The 18884-nt window shown below is 35.3% G+C and carries 17 protein-coding genes; 3 read left to right on the forward strand and 14 right to left on the reverse strand.

Features of this window, described 5'->3' with window-relative positions; all coding sequences use genetic code 11:
- Positions 1-95 precede the first annotated feature (95 nt).
- A complete protein-coding gene (locus tag BN1066_RS07760; RefSeq protein ID WP_077318851.1) occupies positions 96-1037 on the reverse strand; it encodes a YybS family protein in 942 nt (313 codons plus the stop codon).
- A 370-nt stretch (positions 1038-1407) separates the two neighbouring features.
- Between BN1066_RS07760 and BN1066_RS07765 the strand changes: the two genes are divergently transcribed.
- Both BN1066_RS07765 and modA read left to right on the forward strand, forming a co-directional pair.
- Entirely contained in the window at positions 1408-1893 is a 486-nt protein-coding gene (locus BN1066_RS07765) for a DUF1189 family protein (protein WP_077318852.1), read from the forward strand.
- 79 nt (positions 1894-1972) lie between these two features.
- Positions 1973-2770 (forward strand): molybdate ABC transporter substrate-binding protein, encoded by a 798-nt coding sequence (gene modA, locus BN1066_RS07770; protein ID WP_179104320.1) that lies wholly within the window; start codon positions 1973-1975, stop codon positions 2768-2770.
- Positions 2771-3125: 355 nt separating this feature from the next.
- Here modA and rpsR read toward each other — a convergent pair whose 3' ends face one another.
- From rpsR to BN1066_RS07805, 7 genes are all read right to left on the reverse strand, one after another.
- The gene (rpsR, locus tag BN1066_RS07775; RefSeq protein ID WP_077318854.1) at positions 3126-3356 is read right to left on the reverse strand and encodes a 30S ribosomal protein S18; all 231 of its coding nucleotides are present in this window, start codon (positions 3354-3356) and stop codon (positions 3126-3128) included.
- Positions 3357-3376: 20 nt separating this feature from the next.
- Complete coding sequence (gene ssb / locus BN1066_RS07780) at positions 3377-3853, reverse strand: single-stranded DNA-binding protein (RefSeq protein ID WP_077318855.1); 477 nt, start codon at positions 3851-3853, stop codon at positions 3377-3379.
- A 15-nt stretch (positions 3854-3868) separates the two neighbouring features.
- On the reverse strand, positions 3869-4159 hold the full coding sequence (gene rpsF / locus BN1066_RS07785; protein WP_077318856.1) for a 30S ribosomal protein S6: 291 nt from the start codon (positions 4157-4159) through the stop codon (positions 3869-3871).
- 154 nt (positions 4160-4313) lie between these two features.
- On the reverse strand, positions 4314-5414 hold the full coding sequence (gene ychF, locus BN1066_RS07790) for a redox-regulated ATPase YchF (protein ID WP_077318857.1): 1101 nt from the start codon (positions 5412-5414) through the stop codon (positions 4314-4316).
- A 359-nt stretch (positions 5415-5773) separates the two neighbouring features.
- A complete protein-coding gene (locus tag BN1066_RS07795; protein ID WP_077318858.1) occupies positions 5774-5971 on the reverse strand; it encodes a DUF951 domain-containing protein in 198 nt (65 codons plus the stop codon).
- Between the two features lie 47 nt (positions 5972-6018).
- Positions 6019-7038, reverse strand: a complete 1020-nt coding sequence (locus tag BN1066_RS07800; protein ID WP_077318859.1) for a mechanosensitive ion channel family protein — start codon at positions 7036-7038, stop codon at positions 6019-6021.
- 19 nt (positions 7039-7057) lie between these two features.
- A complete protein-coding gene (locus BN1066_RS07805; protein ID WP_077318860.1) occupies positions 7058-8086 on the reverse strand; it encodes a YkvI family membrane protein in 1029 nt (342 codons plus the stop codon).
- An 86-nt stretch (positions 8087-8172) separates the two neighbouring features.
- Here BN1066_RS07805 and yyaC point away from each other — a divergent pair, with 86 nt between their 5' ends.
- A complete protein-coding gene (yyaC, locus tag BN1066_RS07810; RefSeq protein ID WP_077318861.1) occupies positions 8173-8790 on the forward strand; it encodes a spore protease YyaC in 618 nt (205 codons plus the stop codon).
- A gap of 1951 nt (positions 8791-10741) precedes the next feature.
- On the opposite strand, the gene BN1066_RS07815 is transcribed toward yyaC, so the two are convergent.
- From BN1066_RS07815 to mnmE, 6 genes are all read right to left on the reverse strand, one after another.
- Complete coding sequence (locus BN1066_RS07815; RefSeq protein ID WP_077318862.1) at positions 10742-11578, reverse strand: ParB/RepB/Spo0J family partition protein; 837 nt, start codon at positions 11576-11578, stop codon at positions 10742-10744.
- Entirely contained in the window at positions 11559-12332 is a 774-nt protein-coding gene (locus BN1066_RS07820; RefSeq protein WP_077318863.1) for a ParA family protein, read from the reverse strand. Before BN1066_RS07820 ends, BN1066_RS07815 begins: the two co-directional genes overlap by 20 nt.
- Positions 12333-12849: 517 nt before the next feature.
- On the reverse strand, positions 12850-13728 hold the full coding sequence (gene noc, locus BN1066_RS07825; RefSeq protein ID WP_077318864.1) for a nucleoid occlusion protein: 879 nt from the start codon (positions 13726-13728) through the stop codon (positions 12850-12852).
- Positions 13729-14756: 1028 nt separating this feature from the next.
- The gene (gene rsmG, locus BN1066_RS07830; RefSeq protein ID WP_077318865.1) at positions 14757-15473 is read right to left on the reverse strand and encodes a 16S rRNA (guanine(527)-N(7))-methyltransferase RsmG; all 717 of its coding nucleotides are present in this window, start codon (positions 15471-15473) and stop codon (positions 14757-14759) included.
- Between the two features lie 64 nt (positions 15474-15537).
- On the reverse strand, positions 15538-17424 hold the full coding sequence (mnmG, locus tag BN1066_RS07835; RefSeq protein WP_077318866.1) for a tRNA uridine-5-carboxymethylaminomethyl(34) synthesis enzyme MnmG: 1887 nt from the start codon (positions 17422-17424) through the stop codon (positions 15538-15540).
- Between the two features lie 30 nt (positions 17425-17454).
- The gene (gene mnmE, locus BN1066_RS07840; RefSeq protein WP_077318867.1) at positions 17455-18831 is read right to left on the reverse strand and encodes a tRNA uridine-5-carboxymethylaminomethyl(34) synthesis GTPase MnmE; all 1377 of its coding nucleotides are present in this window, start codon (positions 18829-18831) and stop codon (positions 17455-17457) included.
- Between the last annotated feature and the right edge of the window lie 53 nt (positions 18832-18884).

An 18884-nucleotide genomic window follows, 5' to 3' on the forward strand; every position in this document is an offset into this window, starting at 1 on the left:
TCCTACTGTGCAACACTTTTTTAAATCGTATGTAAGTTTGCTCAAAAAGTCAGGCGATAAAGACAAAGCGGATACGTTTTTTTCCATAGACAATATTACCTCTTTTTCTCCAGTCGATCCCTTAGATTCAACCCTAAATCAATAATCCCTATAAAACGAACAATAAATAAAAGGGGGGGCATAAATAGTGCTATTACGATGCAAATAATAGGAAATGCTTTCGTCATCTTTTTATGATGTGCATAAAAAAATAGGAACGAAAATCCTTGGATGGTTAACAGCATTTGTATAATAAAAATAAAATTCTGCGCAGCCATAAATAGCATACTATCCGGATCAGTAATCATGTAGGACGAAAGCAATGCAAATAGATAAATAAATAGGATGCTTACTGGAAAACGTAATGTTCGAAATGGGGGAAAACGTAATTTTTTCCTTTCAAGTCGATTAATAAGTTTGTAACCGAGCCATTGACTAATTAATGCTTGTGAAACTGCTGCACAAACAAGGAAAAACGGGAATAAATTAGTTAATAGTGTTACCGCTTGCTCCATTGATTTCTGAAATGCTTCCGTTTGTTCCTCAGTTGTAAATTGATCCATTAAGCTAACCGACATTTTAAATGACTCATCTGTTATTTGTTTAAATTCATTTAATATATTTACTTGAAGAACCACTTGCGTAAACACAAATGCAAACAATAGACCGATAATAAATCCAAAAGTCCCTCGTGCCCATGTTTCATAAGCTGAAAGATTCTTATGAATTGCTCCTCCAATCATTATACCACCAATTGCTGCCGGTACAGCAAGCGGAATGGATATGAAAGTTGCAACTAATATAGAAGATAATATAGCAGCTACCAACATAAGTAAAGCCGGTTTCCAGTCATATCTTGATGTAAACATTATAAACGGTATTGGCAAAAATAATATAGCAGCTACTGATAAAATTGGAATGAACATACTAGCTAGCAATATTACAATAAAAACAGCCGTTAATAAAGCCCCGTCTGTCATTCTTTTTGATTGATTCATTTTGCACCTCATCTAACTTAGATTGTTACTATTCCATCTTATTATAATAACATGTTTTTTGCAGAAATAGTTGTCGAAAGGAGTAGAAAAAATATTTCCCGGGAAATAACAAAGTAAAATTTCAAGCAAGGGGAACCCGGTATCGCATAAGTTATCTCAAACTTGGCTAATACTAGAATGAGATTCCGTCCCAACTAAAGTTTATATATGCTAATGTACATGAATTTCGCGGCATTATTTTTACCGTTTTTTTTAACATCCTCTTGAATACCCTATTTAAGGGCTTATTTTCTTATTTCAAACCCCTAGAAAGGTAATTATCCGTTATTTTTACTATAATGGGTATATAAACGAAATAAGGATGACGAAAATGGTATTTCTCCGGGCATTTTTACATAGTATCAAACTACCAAAAAAGAAAGCAATTTTTCAGCTTAATCGAATTGGAATGGATATAACAATTTTTTACATACTGCTTTTACTATTCATTGTCTCCCTACCAGCTTTTATTGATTATTTATTAGGTAGCAGTAAACTGGCTAATGCACTAAATATTTTTTTTAAGATTATCTACTTTTTTATCTTTAATTATTTACCATTATCCATCATTGTATTTATGCTTATTTCTTTGATTGCAGCTGTTGGTACAGGATTAGCTAAACTAATGCAGCGAAAATTAAAATACTCTATTCTCTGGAAAATGACTGCTTATACAACAACCATTCCTTTTCTAGTGTATTCATTAGCTGCATTATTTTTACCGATTGGCAATATGTATCTTTTAATATTTTGTATTTATTCTCTCTTGTTTATTGTTTTAATCATTTCTGTATATCCAAAGAGAAGAAAAAAATAATGGATCTGCTTCTATTTAATTTTTTCTGCCTTCAATGCCCCATAACATGCTGAATAAACAAATGACTAGGAGGTTTTACATGAAACGCGTTTTATTTCTGATGCTTAGCTTAATTATATTAGCTGGTTGTGCTATGAGTGAGGAAGATGAGCTCTTTCAAAAATCCAATAAGAAAAATACCATATATATATCTGCTGCTACGAGCTTAGAGGATGCACTGCCAGAAATAATCACAGCCTTTGAAAAAAAGCATCCCTATATTACTGTGGAAGTTACTTATGCCAGCTCTGGTCAGCTTGCTAGCAAAATTCAACAAGGTGCTCCTGTCGATTTATTTTTATCAGCAAATTATGAATGGGTTGATGTGTTAAATAAAGAAGGATTAATTATAAAAAATTCCTTAAAAAAATTTATTGGGAATGATCTTGTATTAATTACTAATGCCGATAGTCAATTTGATTTATTGAAATTAGAGGATTTAAAATTTATACCGTTTGACCAACTTGCTCTTGGCGATCCTGTTAGTGTCCCTTCCGGAAATTATGCAAAAGAAGCATTGGAATCTGCTGGCTTATGGGAAGACCTTAAAGATAAATATTTATTTTTAAAAGATGTCCATCAAGTCGTTGATTATGTTGAAAGTAATAAAGCAGAGCTAGGGATTGTTTATGCTTCGGACACTCATCAGAATGAACAAATCCGTGTAATCAAGGAAATAAATAAAGACTTACATTCTCCTATTCAATATTATACAGGTATTACCTCATATAGTACGAATCATCATGATGCAGAAACATTTATTGACTACTTACAATCTGAGCAAACTGCTAAGATCTTTGAATCCTATGGCTTTAAAAAATTATCTGTTGAAAAATAACAGCCAAATTCCAAGTTCGTGTTTCATGCAGTTTCTTACAAAATGATATACATATACAATTTTGATTGTAAACAAAACCTGTCATATTTAGCGCAAAGATGATAATCGTTATACTTATAATGGTATCTTAAAATTTTTTAGAATTGCTAACTTACTGCTAAAAACTAGTATGTATAAGAAAAATTGCAGCTACGAGAGAATCCGATGTTGACTTATCGAAGGAAGCAGACAAGTTTGTTAGCTGCACGGGTGCTTAAGCTAGACGATGCTAGGTAAAAGCAAATATCATTTTCCAGACAATGAAAAAACCTTCTATACCTAGCCCTAAACGGACTAAATATAGAAGGTTTTTTGTTTAATCGTTAACATATGGCAATAATGCCATTGTACGAGCACGCTTAATTGCTTTTGTTAGCTTACGTTGATATTTTGCAGAGGTTCCAGTTACACGACGAGGAAGAATTTTTCCACGTTCGGAAATAAAACGTCTTAGCAAATCAACATCTTTGTAATCAATGTGTGTAATTCCGTTCGCTGTAAAGTAACACACTTTACGACGCTTTGCGCGTCCACGACGAGCCGCCATTTATAACCCCTCCTTCTAGTTTAGAATGGTAAGTCATCATCTGATATTTCAATAGGCTCTCCATTATTACTAAATGGATTGTCTTGATCATTAGGTTCAAATTGATTAGGTTCATATGGGCTCTGGTTTCTATTTGGTTGAAATCCTGATGAGCTTTGTCCCCCACCTTGCGAGGAGCCTTTTGATTCCAAAAACTGTACACTGTCTGCTACGACTTCGGTTACAAAAACAGTCTTGCCATCCTGTCCTTCAAAACGACGAGTTTGTAAACGTCCGTCAACTCCTACCATGCTTCCTTTTTTCATATAATTAGCAAGATTCTCTGCTGCTCTACGCCAGACGACACAATTGATAAAGTCAGCTTCTCTATTTCCTTGCTGATTTGAAAAAGGACGGTTTACTGCAAGCGTAAAATTAGCTACAGCTACTCCACTTGGGGTATAACGTAAATCAGGATCCTTCGTCAACCTGCCGACAAGTACGACACGATTTAACATCAGAACCACTCCTTATTATTGATCATCTTCTCGAACGATAATATGACGAATAATATCATCAGAAAACTTCGCAAGACGATTAAACTCGCTAATAGCTTGTTCATCACTACTGAAGTTAATGATTACATAGTATCCATCACGATAGTCATTGATTTCATATGCAAGACGTTTCTTGCCTACTTCATCAACTTTTTCAATCTCCGCGCCATTTTCAGTAAGAATTCCTTTGAAACGCTCAATTAAAGCTGTTTGCGCTTCCTCTTCCATGTCTGGGCGGATGATATACATGATTTCATATTTTCTCATCCGTAGCACCTCCTTTTGGACTTACGGCCCCTATGTAAATACTTATTCTACTAGGAGCAAGGAGTAATTCAAATAATTAATTACTCACGATAGTGTATTATACCAAAATTCATTCTACATTACAAGGTTTCGAGAGATCCTTTTTTACGTTTGATTAAACATTAAATCGGAAATGAATAACATCGCCATCTTGTACGATATATTCTTTTCCTTCTAACCTTACTTTCCCATTTTCTCTGGCTTTAGCCATCGAACCAGCTGCTAATAAATCTTCATAAGAAACTGTCTCTGCACGGATAAAACCTCGTTCAAAATCAGTATGAATAATACCCGCTGCTTGTGGCGCTTTAATTCCTTTACGAAATGTCCAAGCTCGTACCTCTTGTTCTCCAGCTGTAAAATAAGTAGCTAAGCCTAATAAATGATAAGATGCCTTAATCAATTGATCTAAACCTGATTCCGTAATTCCTAATTCATCTAAGAACAGCTTCTTCTCTCCCGGATCTAGTTCAGAAATTTCTTCTTCAATCTTCGCACAGACGACAATCACTTCCGCATCCTCTTTAATCGCATATTCCTTTACTTTCTGTACGTTTTCATTGGCATCAGGATCCGTTACTTCATCTTCACTAACGTTTGCAACATAAAGCATTGGTTTACTCGTAAGAAGATGCAAACCCTTCACTAGTTTACGTTGTTCTTCTGTAAATTGTAGTGCTCTTGCAGGTTTTTCTTCTTCTAACCCTGTTTTTAATTTCAGGAGAACATCATATTCTAAAACCGCCGTCTTTTCCTTTTGACGTGCCAGCTTCTCTACTCGTTGTAAGCGTTTATTTATAGTTTCTAAATCTGCAAGGATTAATTCTAAATTAATCGTATCCATATCATCAACTGGATCTACTTTTCCAGAGACATGGGTAATGTTATCATCTTGAAAACAGCGGACAACCTGACAAATTGCATCTACTTGACGAATATGTGATAAAAACTGGTTTCCTAACCCTTCTCCTTTACTAGCCCCCTTCACAATACCAGCAATATCTGTGAATTCAAATGTCGTTGGTACTGTTTTTTTTGGTTTTACTAATTCCGTTAATTTATTTAAGCGTTCGTCGGGTACTTCCACAATTCCAACATTAGGGTCAATCGTAGCAAATGGATAATTTGCTGCTTCTGCCCCAGCTTGAGTAATAGCATTAAACAATGTTGATTTACCAACATTTGGAAGTCCAACAATTCCTGCTGTTAATGACATGCAAATTTCAACTCCTTAAGGATTCCATTCATAAGAACGCGTTTGTTCCTTTAATTATAGATACAAGCAAAAAAAATGACAAGCAGACAAAAAACAAAAGTAGGCAAGTTTAATATGCCTACTTTTGCCTCTTACCCTATTATATTTCTGTTTTTCTTTTTATCTACCTTATATTATACCATTTTATCACTGAAAACTCCATTTTTACAGGTAGAAATGTTTATCTGAATACGTTAAGATAAATCATATTACTTCATTCAATTTCACTAACAGTTGCTTGATAATTATATGATTAGGAAACCTACATATCTGCTAATAATCTAAAGGGTAAGTGAAAAAACGGAGAAATTAGATTTGTTCTACTGCTCTTTTCTTTCTAATACTTTCTTCATTTTTTTCTCAAACTGCTTTCTTGGAATCATAACACTATGATCACAACCTAAGCATTTAATACGGATATCCATTCCCATTCGAATAATTCTCCACCGATTTTCTCCACATGGGTGGGGCTTTTTCATTTGTACAACGTCATGAAGTCCAAATTGTTTTCCTTCCATTTTTATTCTACTCCTCGTTTTTTTCTTCCTTATATTATAGCATTTATTTATCGATCGCCTTCTTGAGACTGTTCTGGTTCATCATCGTCTGGATGAGCTCTTTGCAGGTGTGAATTTGATTGTAATTGTTGCATTTGACTTTTATCTAACATATTTTCCTTTTGTTCTCGTGAATACATGACTATCCGTTGAGCAGGAATTTCAATACCATTTCTGTATAAATAATCCTGGATATCACGTCGAATATTACGCTCCCCCGCCCACTGAAAACCAGGTAGTGTTTCCGTTATTACACGAATCACAAAGTGGGAGGCTGCGAGATTTTGTACCCCAATAATCTCCGGTGTTCCAACCAGAAAGTCATATTTATCTGGTAACGTTGCTGCAACTTCATTAATTAATCTTTCTGCATCATCGACACTATTTTCATATGGAACATTAACATCTACGATAGCTAATCCGTTATGGACAGAATAATTAACGACTTGTGTTATATTTCCATTGGGTAAAATATGCATTTCGCCTGTCCAGCTTAACACTTTGGTTGTACGTAAACCTATTTCTTCTACTGTACCTTCTATACCGGAGACTTTGACATAATCACCTACAGAAAATTGATCTTCAAAAATAATGAAGAAGCCTGAGATAACATCTCGAACGAGGTTTTGGGCACCAAAACCGATTGCCAAACCAGCAACTCCTGCACCTGCTATTAATGCACCTACTTTGAAGCCAAATACCCCATCAAGTATCATTATAAGAGCAATAAAATATACAACATATTTTATAACATTTTTAATTAATTTTTTTAATGTATTTTCACGGCGTTCGGAGATACGAATTGGGCCTTTTTCTCGTTTTTTAAACAAACGATCTACTAGCTTGCGACTAATTCGCACTGCTGTATAGGCTAAAAGGAGAATAACGATAATGCTAATGATACCCTCCACTACAGCCCACCATAATTCTGGTCCGGTTATATATTTCCAAAAGCCTGTTAATTGGTTATTTACATTATCTATTCCTTTTTCTACTTCATTTTCTATTTTGTTCTGAGATAGCTTCATCTTATACCTCCCAAACTAATTATGATGCTTTTTTGTTATCTATTTTGTTCCAAATCGGAAAGAATAACAGTCTTGTTAATACGTATAGATTTAAAATTCCATAGATTGGATATAGATATTCAATCAATGTTGAAAATCCTAATGCTGTTAATGGAATCATTGTAGCTAAGGTAAGGCAAACAAGCAACCATATAGGCTGTTGAATATAATCCTGTATTCTTGTAACAATGCCTAGAACTCCGGCTGCTGCTGTGGTAAAAATAGCAAACCACAATAGAATACTCATAAAAACAAGCATTTGAAACGGATAATTCTTCATAATTGCAAATAATGGAATCTCGTACAATAATATTTCATCAGCGATCTGAATTAAACTATTATTATAAATAAAAGAAATAACTCCTAATATGAGTCCACTGCCAACCGAAGCAATCCAAATTTCTTGTTTTGACTGGACTTTATTTCCAATTGCACCTAATACCGCTATCAATGGAAGGATATTAAGAGCCGTAAACGGAAAAGCCGCTATCCAATTACGTTGCTCATGCCAATGTGAAAATAAATCAAGCTTTTGATCATATGTAAACCATAATAGTACAAATAATAGTCCGGTTAATAGCAATGGCAGAATAAATTGATTCATTGATAAAAGTCCATTGATCCCTTTTAAAAACAAAATAATTAAAGCAATAATTATTATACTTATACCCCACCAATATGAAAAGTTAAACGCCTGAGATGTTGCTCCACTACCTGCTATCATTATTACTGTTGTGGTAAATAAATAAACAAAAATCATAACATCATATACTCCCGTCAATCTTACACCGACAATTTCACGTAAAACTGGCAAGTAATGGGTTGATCTTTGCTCATGGCTAATCGTCATAATAACAATACAACAAATTGTAAAAAAGAGGGCAAATAGAATAATTGCTAGTCCACTTTCATGCCCAAAAAATTGCCATAATTCCCTTCCAGAAGCATAACCGGCACCGATTGTTGTTCCAATGATTAAAAACATCCATTTCAATCCTGCATTAACCATCCTATTTCCCCCAATGTTTTATATTCCATGTATAGATTAAAAAAAATAACCGTATACTATACCAATATGTTTTTGGAGGATAAGCTATGAATTTAAAAAACACATTTGATAATAGAAGGAAGAATTATCGCATGCATCATAGTGATCCTAAGCTCATTCCTTTAATGCTGGAACACATGATTTCTTGGATGCCACAGGTACCACGTGAATATGTCGTTTTATCTATAGGTACTGATCGTTCAACAGGCGATTCTTTAGGGCCGCTGGTTGGAAGCTTCATTGCAGAGAAAAAACTAAAACATATATCCATATATGGTACATTAGATAATCCAGTTCATGCAACTAACTTAACAGAATATATAAACCGTATTGAAGCAACATATCATCATCCGTTTATTATTGCAATCGATGCTTGTTTAGGAAAAGCAACTTCAGTGGGGCAAATTATTGCCGGAAAAGGTGCAATCAAACCGGGTGCTGCACTGAATAAACCATTACCACCAATCGGGGATATTCATATTACAGGTGTTGTCAATATTAGTGGATTTATGGAGTATTCCGTTTTACAAAACACGAGACTTAACCTTGTGATGACAATGGCTCGATCTATCGCTGAACTTTTAAACGAATTAGATCAGCGTTTAACATTCAGAAAAACTTCCCCTGCCATTATTACGCAAGGATCGAATTCTTCCATTAGCTAATTTTTATAAGCATTCACGAAGATTTATTTTTATCTTTAAATGACTTAAAAATATAGTGATACTTCTTTTCAGTGGGGCTTTTTCATTCGTCCCCTACTAACGGAAGTAGAACAAAAACTAAAATCTTAGGCGTTCTTGAAAAAGAAGGGAACTTTTTCTATGTGCGAAAGCCTATTCATGCAGTCTTTCTTTTCCTAAAAAAGGGAAAGCTCTTTTTCTTTATGCGATGTGTCACTGTCGAAGTTTTTCTTTCCCTGACAAAGAAACACACTTTTACTTCGTGCGATGCTTATTCAAGCAGTAACGCTGGCCTATCGTACCGAATGAACTGCCATTTAGATACCGTTACCCCCTTATAATTCTGTATATTCTCTATAAATTTTGAAGTGGGAGTCTTACATCTTCTTAGATACGGTATACATTACAAATTCTATTAAAATAATTGATAGACATAAAAGATAATTCCAACTGCAAGTTTCCCATTCGAATGGAAATAATGTTTAAAAAGTTTATTTCAATTGCAAAGATAAGGATACCACCAACTGCAATCAGCTCAGTAATCAATCCATTAAAAAAAAGCATTCGGTACTAGTCAGCGGTAATACAGTGATTGCTCCATAGTATAAAAAACTACAGGGAACACGGACAACAAAACACCTCACCTTAAAGGGACATACTAAAGCAAACAAATCCATCTGAAATATATTTGGTGATAAAAACTTCATGATTTCCTCGATGTCACTATCTAATGCTCCCATTATAGATTACGAAAATTAACGAAGCAGTATTTAAAATTGATATCCGATCAGGATTAATTGATATTGCCAATGCACTACTTAACCATTTTCCTAAATCAAAGCCCTTTTCCAATTAAAGAACTCAACTATGATAGTACCAGTTAATAGACTGAGTAAACAACATTATATTTTCTGCAGCAATCGCCATTTGCAAGCCGATTAACATGACTGAAAGTCCAATTCCTTGCATAATCTCTTTTAGGAATTTACGAAGTCAATGTACACCGTTATAACTAATATTCTGTTTTCTCCCTTTTCAATACATTAATTCAACTTATACCTGCTATGTTTACAAGCCTATTATATTATCTCTATAAAACATGTCAGCCAATCGTATGCTATTATTTTATGTTTCACGTGAAACATTCTTTACTCTAGTAATCTATTTTTTAATGAAAAGGTCGGTACACCAAAGAACAACAATATTTTGAACGACTTGGCTGGTCGCCTAGTCTTTCTGGCGAAAGCTATCGTTTTTCTTATACGATAAATCCTAAAGTTTTATACTTTCCCATAGAGATACATAAAGTACAAGCACTCTATAAGATCAGGTAAACAGGGGAACTTACCACGAGATACAGTGAAACTTTATTGAAAGCGTACCTCTTCTTGAAATGCAACGAAAACTAATAAACTCGGTTGTCCTTAAAAAAATCACGACATATTGCTGAAGTTTTTCCTTATTCTTGAAAAAACCACGATTTATTGCTTACGTAGCTTCCTTATCCGGTTGCAACATCTTTATGACCGACATCCTTGAATAGTTTGATGTAGTGCTTCTGAAGCTCATCTGTCTGTCATCCGTACAAATCGGGTATTTAGGCGGCGGTTCTCTCATAAAAGTTCACAATATGTTATGCCAATTTTCAAATGAGAGAAATATGACTCCTTACATTACATGGGATAAGGAAATATGCCCCTACAACAGGAGCATGCCGATGCCTGAGCGGTAAGCCCGCTTTTAGTTTGAACTTCCTTTAGACTCAAGCCGACGATTGACTTATCGTAGAAAGAAGATCGTAGTTTGCTTGGTACTTAAGCGTATAAGGTTAGACAAAGATACTTTCAAATAAGCTACCCGTCATGTTATAGAGGATATAAATTCTTAAAGAAATAAAAGGCTGACAATAAGATGCCAGCCTTTTAGCTATTCATTAGTTTTCTAACGTTTCGATGATACGTTGGAGATCATCGTCACTATAAAACTCAATTTCTATTTTCCCTTTTCGTTTACCTCTTTGAATGGAGACAGCGGTTCCGAACCTTTCTCTAAGAAATGTTTCTCTTTCTTTAATAAACAAATCTTTCTTAGGTTTTTCCTTCTTCTGAACCGGTCTATCATTTAATTGGATAATTAACTTTTCAACTTGTCGTACGTTTAACTTTTCTTTTCTAATTTTCTGCACTACTGCTTGGAGCTTTGTTTTATCTTTTAGCCCTAACAAAGCTCTGCCATGCCCCATTGAAAGTTCCCCATTATTAATATAAGCGATAACTTGTTCTGGTAAAGAGAGTAAGCGAATCATATTTGCGATATGTGATCGGCTTTTTCCAAGACGTTTTGATAATTCCTCTTGGGTTATCTTTAATTCGTTCATTAAGTTTGCATAGGCGTGTGCCTCTTCAATTGGCGTCAAATCTTCACGTTGAAGATTCTCTAAAAGTGCTAGTTCCATCATTTTTTCATCCGTTAATTCTTTAATGATAACCGGTATGCTTTCTAACCCTGCTTCTTTAGCAGCACGAAACCTTCTTTCGCCAACAACAATTTCATATCCCTTGATACTTTTCCGAGCAATTAAAGGTTGAATGATACCGTATTCTAAAATAGATTCCTTCAACTCCTCAATCGCATCAGCATGGAATGTTTTTCGTGGTTGGTATGGGTTTGGGCGACAATCTTTAATAGCTATTTCCTCGATAACATCATCATGTTTTTCTTCAATATCTGGAAACAGAGCATTAATCCCTTTACCTAACCCTTTCGCCATTGGCCATCACTTCCTTCGCTAATTCAAGATATACTTCCGCGCCTTTTGATTTTGCATCATAAGTAATAATTGGCAGACCATGACTTGGAGCCTCACCTAGTCTTACATTTCTAGGAATTATCGTTCGATAGACTTTATCTTGAAAGTATTTCTTCACTTCCTCTATTACTTGTAAACCGAGATTCGTTCGGGCATCAAGCATTGTTAATAATACACCTTCAATCATCAGTGTCTTATTAAGATGCTTTTGTACAAGTCTTATCGTGTTCAGTAATTGACTAAGCCCTTCCAATGCATAATACTCACACTGTACTGGAATAATAACCGTATCCGAGGCGGTTAACGCATTCAAAGTTAATAATCCTAATGATGGAGGGCAATCAATAATAATATAGTCATAGGCTGATTTCAAGTTTTCCAACGATTTTTTCAGGCGAATCTCTCTAGATATTGTTGGCACCAGTTCAATTTCTGCACCGGCAAGCTGTATAGTAGCAGGTATGATATCTAAGTTGTCTATAGTTGTTGGAATACACACTTCTTCAGCAGGTAGTTCTTCGACAAGAACATTGTAAATACAATGTTTTACATCTGCTTTGTTAATCCCTGTTCCACTTGTTGCATTCCCCTGAGGATCAATATCTACGAGAAGAACTTTATTACCTAAATGTGCTAAACATGCACTTAGATTTACCGATGAAGTTGTTTTTCCTACACCACCTTTTTGATTTGCGATGGACATTATTTTTCCCATGTTGACACCTACCTAAAAACAATATACTATCTATTTTATCACTTTTTCTATTAAATAGTGGACTTATTTCACTTTTGTTAGCAATTCGTAATCAACCGGTGAGCAAGAAAGCGTGAAATAAATGTTTTTTCCTGAATTTACTAATGAACATGTTCCCCTATTTTAATATTTTTGCTTTTGTTTTCTATACAACTAATGAAGAAATGTATAAAATACCCATCTTTCAGAGTGGAAGATGGGTATTTATAAAAATATATAATTATAAATCAATAAAAATATTATGTTTTTTGAAGTACCTGCTATTATTTAATTTATCAATGGGCTCATTTATAGATAATTAAACTTTACTAAAAATATGAACTAGTCTCGTTGATTTTAGGATAAATCCTAAGAATGTCTATTCTTAAAAACAGAGCCTGTCTTGTACTACAGGTTTTGCACAGATAAATGCTTGTTGTACTCATACTCAAAACACAAACTACAAAATTAATTTTCTGTACTTACGTAACATGTAAAATTATGATTTCTTTTTTGGTATCTTAATTGTAATTTGATAATAATCTTCTAGATCTTGTTCATCTGACTCCACTTCAACTCCTGTATCGGAAACCATATTTAATGATTGACGTATCGTATTCATAGCTATGCGGATATCTTTATTAAATCCCTTTCGCTTTACAGTTGGCTTTTTCTTTGTTGGTTTATTCTTTTCGTTTATTTTAGCAATGCGATCTTCTGTTTGTTTAACGTTCAGACCTTTTTCGACTATCTCTTGCAATAGTTTTATTTGCTGTTCTTCATCCTTTATTTTAATTAATGCACGAGCATGTCTTTCTGTAATATACTTCTCTAGCAATGCTTCTTGTACAGCATCTGGTAATTTTAATAGTCGAAGCTTGTTCGCTATGGTTGATTGATTTTTACCTAGTCGCTGTGCTAGTGCTTCCTGTGTTAAGGAGTGGAGCTCAATTAATTTTGCATAGGCAGCTGCTTCTTCAATTACAGTCAGTTCTTCCCGCTGCAAGTTTTCAATAAGAGCGACTGAAGCTGTTTCTGTATCAGTCATTTCCTTAACAATTGCAGAAATATATTCCCAACCTAAAGAATTGACAGCACGCCAACGTCGTTCCCCTGCAATAATTTCATATTGTTCCTCGCCTTCTTCAGCTTCATCCAGCTGGCGAACAATAATTGGTTGAATCATTCCATGGGTTTGAATCGTTTGAGCAAGTTCTTTTATTTTTTCATCACTAAATATCGACCTTGGCTGATATCGATTAGGTTTTATATTTTTAACGGGAATCTGAATAACCTCGTCTGAATGATTCGTCTCCTCGTCGACGTCAACTTCAGATTTATCACCGATTCCAAAAAAACGGTTAAAGGGCTTCACCATAATCCCACACCACCTCAATTGTACTTTTAAAAACTATCTATGTATAAAATATAAAATGTTTCACGTGAAACATTTTATATGGATTACTATGTTATGTTCATTATAGCATAGGAAAAGGTTTCATAGTAAAACGTTCACATCGCTAATTCTTTGCATTTAGGTATAACTATGACTGTACTATCAACCACTCTTTCTTTTGACTACTATTTTAAGCTCATAAAAGGAGGTAATTATGTAGCTGCAATTATATGAAAAACATGAAATAATAGACGGAGCGCTTTCTGTGCAAAATTTCAACATTTCTTAACATATAAGAAAAAACGCCGCAGCAAGATGCTGCTGCGCGTAATCTATTCTTTATTTTTTTACGTTGTTTGTTCGACTTTATTTTACCATATTTCTAGTTGAAAGAATATGCTTATTTCTTATTTCTATAAAGTGAAACTTCATTCAGTAGGAGTTTGCTTCCCTCTCCTACTGAAGGTTAGTACCCCAAGGGTATGACCTAAAGGCCCTTGAACCAATCAAGCATTTAGGTGCCGTTTTCTCTCACTTAGCCCCTTTTGTATCAACTAAAGGCTCTTGAAGTGGGAGGCTTACGACATCTTACATGCGAAAAAAAATGAAACTGCTATCAATGAGATCTTACTTCATCCCACACTGATATCACTAGAAAATAGCTTAGGTGCTCAGTTAGCGACGTACAAACTGCAAGCGTCTGAAATAAAATGAAACTTCACTTAAGGAGTACTTTTCCCCTTGAAAAAATCGTGATGCGTCGCTGACGCAGCTTTTCTTGTCCTTGAAAAACTGCGATGTCTATTCAAGCAGTCTCTCATGTTCCATACACCTGAATAAATTGGCATTTACGTGTCGTTATTTTCCACTTAGACTTTTGCATATTCTCTATAAATCTAGAACGGAGTCTTATAACCCCATTACCCCTTAGATGGGATAAAAATCTATTTTCCTGGTTTCATATACACTTATCAAACTGATTAGAAATTGTGTGTGTTTTTCTTTCCAGCTTAATCAATCGGGTCTTTATTTGGGATTCCTGGTTTTCTAGGATATTTTTTTGGGGTTTTTCGTGTTTTATAAATCTCAATAATGGAGCGTTCACTTTCTTCTTGTGGCAAAGTAAACGTATGAATACTTTTCAATTCTCCGCCAAGTAATTCAATGGCTAACTTAGCCTGATCTACTTCTTCTTTTGCTTTTGCTCCTTTCATCGCCAAAAAAACTCCTTGCCTCTTCACAAGTGGCAAACAAAGTTCACTTAATACTGACATGCGCGCAACAGCTCGAGCCGTTACCATATCAAATGATTCACGAAATTTTGTGTTTTTACCAAAGTTTTCAGCACGATCATGGTAAAATGCCACCTGGTTTAGTGAAAGATCCAACGCTAACTGGTTTAAAAAGCCGATGCGTTTTTTTAATGAATCTACAATAGTTATTTGTAAATGAGGAAAGCATATTTTTAACGGAATACTCGGAAAACCTGCTCCAGCACCCACATCACAAATTGACTTTACATCAGTGAAATCAAAATAGAATGCTGCGGTAACCGAATCATAAAAATGTTTTAAATACACATCTGCTTCCACTGTTAAAGCTGTCAAATTAATTTTCTTATTCCATTCAATCAGGTTATGGAAATAAATGGAAAATTGTTGTTTTTGTTGTGCATCCAACTCTATTCCCTTTTCCTGTAATACTTGAAAAAATTGCTCTGGATTCATTCAATAAACTCCTTATGTAAAATAAGCAGATTTAGCAAGATACAACTAAATCTACTTATTATAATTAATTAGCTAACCGAGCGACATTTCCTTGTTCAATATAGACAACTAAAATAGATATATCTGACGGATTTACACCTGAAATACGTGATGCTTGCCCCACTGAGAGTGGGCGTACTTTCTTCAATTTTTCTCTCGCTTCTGAAGCAATTCCGCTAATTTGATCATAATCAATATCGCTAGGAATTTTCTTTCCTTCCATTTTTAACATACGTTCTACTTGTTCTTTTGCTTTTTTAATATATCCTTCATATTTAATTTGAATACCGACTTGTTCTGTCACATCTTGTGGCAAAGTTAGATCAGCATCAATAATCGGAGCTAATATATCATAGGATAGCTCAGGTCTTTTTAATAAATCATATGCCTTTATTGCGTCTTTCATTGGAGTTGCACCCGCTTTTTCTAATAAAGCATTTACCTCAGGTGTAGGCTTAATAACTAATTTATGCAATCTTTTCTTTTCCTCTTCAACTAAACGATATTTCTCAGTAAACGCAGCATATCGTTCTTCAGAAATAAGTCCAAGTTCATATCCTAATTCAGTTAAGCGTAAATCTGCATTATCATGTCTTAACAAGAGACGATATTCAGCACGCGATGTCAAAAGACGGTATGGTTCATTGGTACCTTTTGTTACTAAATCATCAATGAGTACTCCAATATAAGCTTGGGATCGATCTAGGATAACTGGTTCTTTACCAAGAACCTTTGCGGCCGCATTAATTCCAGCCATGATCCCTTGCGCCGCTGCTTCTTCATAGCCAGATGTTCCATTTATTTGCCCGGCTGTAAATAATCCAGATATCTTCTTTGTTTCCAATGTTGGCCAAAGTTGAGTCGGTACGATCGCATCATATTCAATTGCATAGCCGGGACGCATAATTTCTGCATTTTCTAATCCCTCTACGCTGCGAACAATATCATGTTGTATGGATTCAGGTAAAGAAGTTGATAATCCTTGTACATAAACCTCTTCCGTATCTCTTCCCTCTGGCTCTAGGAAGATTTGGTGACGTGGTTTATCATTAAAACGGACAATTTTATCCTCAATGGACGGACAGTATCTAGGTCCTGTTCCTCTCTTCATTCCTGAATACATAGCAGAAAGTGACAAATTGTCATTAATTATTCTGTGTGTAAATTCATTCGTATAGGTTAGCCAGCAGGGAATTTGGTCGGTAATATATTCTGTCGTTTCATACGAAAAGCTTCGTGGTGTTTCGTCACCTGGTTGAATTTCCGTTTTCGAATAATCAATGGTATGACTATTTACTCGTGGTGGTGTACCAGTCTTAAAACGAACCAATTCAAAGCCAAGTTCTTCCAGATTTTCCGATAGTTTAATCGTTGGTCTTTGATTATTTGGCCCACTTTCATATTCCAGATCTCCCATAAGGACCTTTCCACGCATAAACGTTCCGGTGGTAACAATTACAGTTTCTGCTCGGTATGCAGCATTTGTTTCTGTAATAACACCTTTACATACACCGTCTTCAACAATTAAGCGGTCAACCATTCCTTGACGAAGTGTAATATTTTTTTCATTTTCGATGATTTTTTTCATTTCCTTAATATATAAAGGTTTATCAGCTTGGGCCCGCAGCGCTTGAACAGCTGGTCCTTTTCCAGTATTTAATAAACGCATTTGAATATGCGTCTTATCGATGACTTTTGCCATTACTCCTCCAAGGGCATCAATTTCGCGAACGACAATTCCTTTGGCAGGACCGCCAATCGATGGATTACATGGCATAAAGGCAATCATATCTAGATTTAAGGTAAGCATTAATGTTTTTGCTCCCATTTTTGCAGCTGCAAGACCAGCCTCAACTCCTGCATGACCTGCACCGACCACGACTACATCATAATGTCCAGCATCATAAGTCATTGGTCTCATCCTTTCTAATTAAGAGTATCGTTATTTTCCTAAACAAAATTGTGAGAATAGCTGATCGATGAGGCTGTCACTTGCTGTATCCCCAATTATCTCACCTAACAGTTCCCACGTTCTGGTTACATCAATTTGCACAATATCTAACGGTAAACCGAGCTCCAATCCTTTCATTGCATCCTCTAAAGCTTTTTTAGCTTGTTTGAGCAGTTGAATATGGCGGACATTAGAAACATAGGTTAAATCACCCATATCCATTTCTCCAGCAAAAAACGTCTTAGAGATCGCCTTTTCCAGCTCATCTACCCCCTCTTCCTTCAATAAGGAGGTGGTAACAATAGGTTTTCCCTCACTTAATTCTTGAACACGATCTAGATCCAGCTTTTGTTCCAAATCTGTTTTATTAATAACAACAATATAATCCAATCCTTGAATAGCTGCAAACAGCTTTTCATCTTCTTCGGTTAATACGTCATTATAGTTTAACACGAACAAGATTAAATCGGATTCCTTTAATACTTGCCGTGATCGTTCTACACCAATTTTTTCAACAATATCCTCTGTCTCTCGAATTCCGGCAGTATCGACTAATCGCAACGGAACTCCTCTTACATTTACATATTCTTCAATAATATCCCGCGTTGTTCCAGGTATTTCAGTGACAATTGCCTTATTTTCCTGAACAAGCGCGTTCATTAGTGACGATTTACCGACATTTGGTCTACCAATAATTGCGGTTCCCAAGCCTTCACGTAAAATCTTACCTTGTTTAGCTACCTGTAAAAGGTTGTTAATCTCAGCATATACTTCTTTAGTCTTTGTACGCATCATTTCATGTGACATTTCTTCCACATCGTCATATTCTGGATAATCAATATTAACTTCTACATGGGCAACTGTTTCCAATAAATCTTGACGGAGTCGACGGATTAAAGCAGATAATCGCCCATCCATCTGTTTCAAAGCTACAGACATCGCTTTGTCTGTTTTCGCCCGAATTAAATCCATTACAGCTTCTGCCTGTGACAAGTCAATTCTGCCATTAAGAAATGCCCGCTTTGTGAATTCACCCGGTTCTGCAATACGAGCTCCTTGACTTAACACTATTTCTAATACGCGGTTTACAGCTACCATGCCTCCGTGACAATTTACTTCAACTACGTCTTCACGAGTAAATGTTTTTGGTGCTCGCATTACAGAAATCATTACTTCCTCAGCAACCTCTTTCGTTTCCGGTTCGATAATTTTTCCGTAATGAATCGTATGAGAAGCTACGTCTATTAAATTTTTACCCGTAAAAACTTTTGCAGCGATTGCTATAGCCTCTGGACCACTAAGACGAACAATAGCAATGGCTCCTTCACCAATCGGTGTTGATATGGCAGCGATTGTATCTGTTCCCACTTGCAAATCACCTCCAACCTATTACAGTTTCATCTATATCAAGTAACATAATT

Source organism: Virgibacillus proomii (assembly GCF_900162615.1).
Classification (GTDB): Bacteria; Bacillota; Bacilli; order Bacillales; family Amphibacillaceae; genus Virgibacillus; species Virgibacillus proomii.

Excerpts from the sequence above, each read along its gene's own strand:
- BN1066_RS07760 (WP_077318851.1), bottom strand. The coding sequence starts at position 1,037 with ATGAATCAATCAAAAAGAATGACAGACGGGGCTTTATTAACGGCTGTT.
- BN1066_RS07765 (WP_077318852.1), top strand. The coding sequence starts at position 1,408 with ATGGTATTTCTCCGGGCATTTTTACATAGTATCAAACTACCAAAAAAG.
- modA (WP_179104320.1), top strand. The coding sequence starts at position 1,973 with ATGAAACGCGTTTTATTTCTGATGCTTAGCTTAATTATATTAGCTGGT.
- rpsR (WP_077318854.1), bottom strand. The coding sequence starts at position 3,356 with ATGGCGGCTCGTCGTGGACGCGCAAAGCGTCGTAAAGTGTGTTACTTT.
- ssb (WP_077318855.1), bottom strand. The coding sequence starts at position 3,853 with ATGTTAAATCGTGTCGTACTTGTCGGCAGGTTGACGAAGGATCCTGAT.
- rpsF (WP_077318856.1), bottom strand. The coding sequence starts at position 4,159 with ATGAGAAAATATGAAATCATGTATATCATCCGCCCAGACATGGAAGAG.
- ychF (WP_077318857.1), bottom strand. The coding sequence starts at position 5,414 with ATGTCATTAACAGCAGGAATTGTTGGACTTCCAAATGTTGGTAAATCA.
- BN1066_RS07795 (WP_077318858.1), bottom strand. The coding sequence starts at position 5,971 with ATGGAAGGAAAACAATTTGGACTTCATGACGTTGTACAAATGAAAAAG.
- BN1066_RS07800 (WP_077318859.1), bottom strand. The coding sequence starts at position 7,038 with ATGAAGCTATCTCAGAACAAAATAGAAAATGAAGTAGAAAAAGGAATA.
- BN1066_RS07805 (WP_077318860.1), bottom strand. The coding sequence starts at position 8,086 with ATGGTTAATGCAGGATTGAAATGGATGTTTTTAATCATTGGAACAACA.
- yyaC (WP_077318861.1), top strand. The coding sequence starts at position 8,173 with ATGAATTTAAAAAACACATTTGATAATAGAAGGAAGAATTATCGCATG.
- BN1066_RS07815 (WP_077318862.1), bottom strand. The coding sequence starts at position 11,578 with ATGGCGAAAGGGTTAGGTAAAGGGATTAATGCTCTGTTTCCAGATATT.
- BN1066_RS07820 (WP_077318863.1), bottom strand. The coding sequence starts at position 12,332 with ATGGGAAAAATAATGTCCATCGCAAATCAAAAAGGTGGTGTAGGAAAA.
- noc (WP_077318864.1), bottom strand. The coding sequence starts at position 13,728 with ATGGTGAAGCCCTTTAACCGTTTTTTTGGAATCGGTGATAAATCTGAA.
- rsmG (WP_077318865.1), bottom strand. The coding sequence starts at position 15,473 with ATGAATCCAGAGCAATTTTTTCAAGTATTACAGGAAAAGGGAATAGAG.
- mnmG (WP_077318866.1), bottom strand. The coding sequence starts at position 17,424 with ATGACTTATGATGCTGGACATTATGATGTAGTCGTGGTCGGTGCAGGT.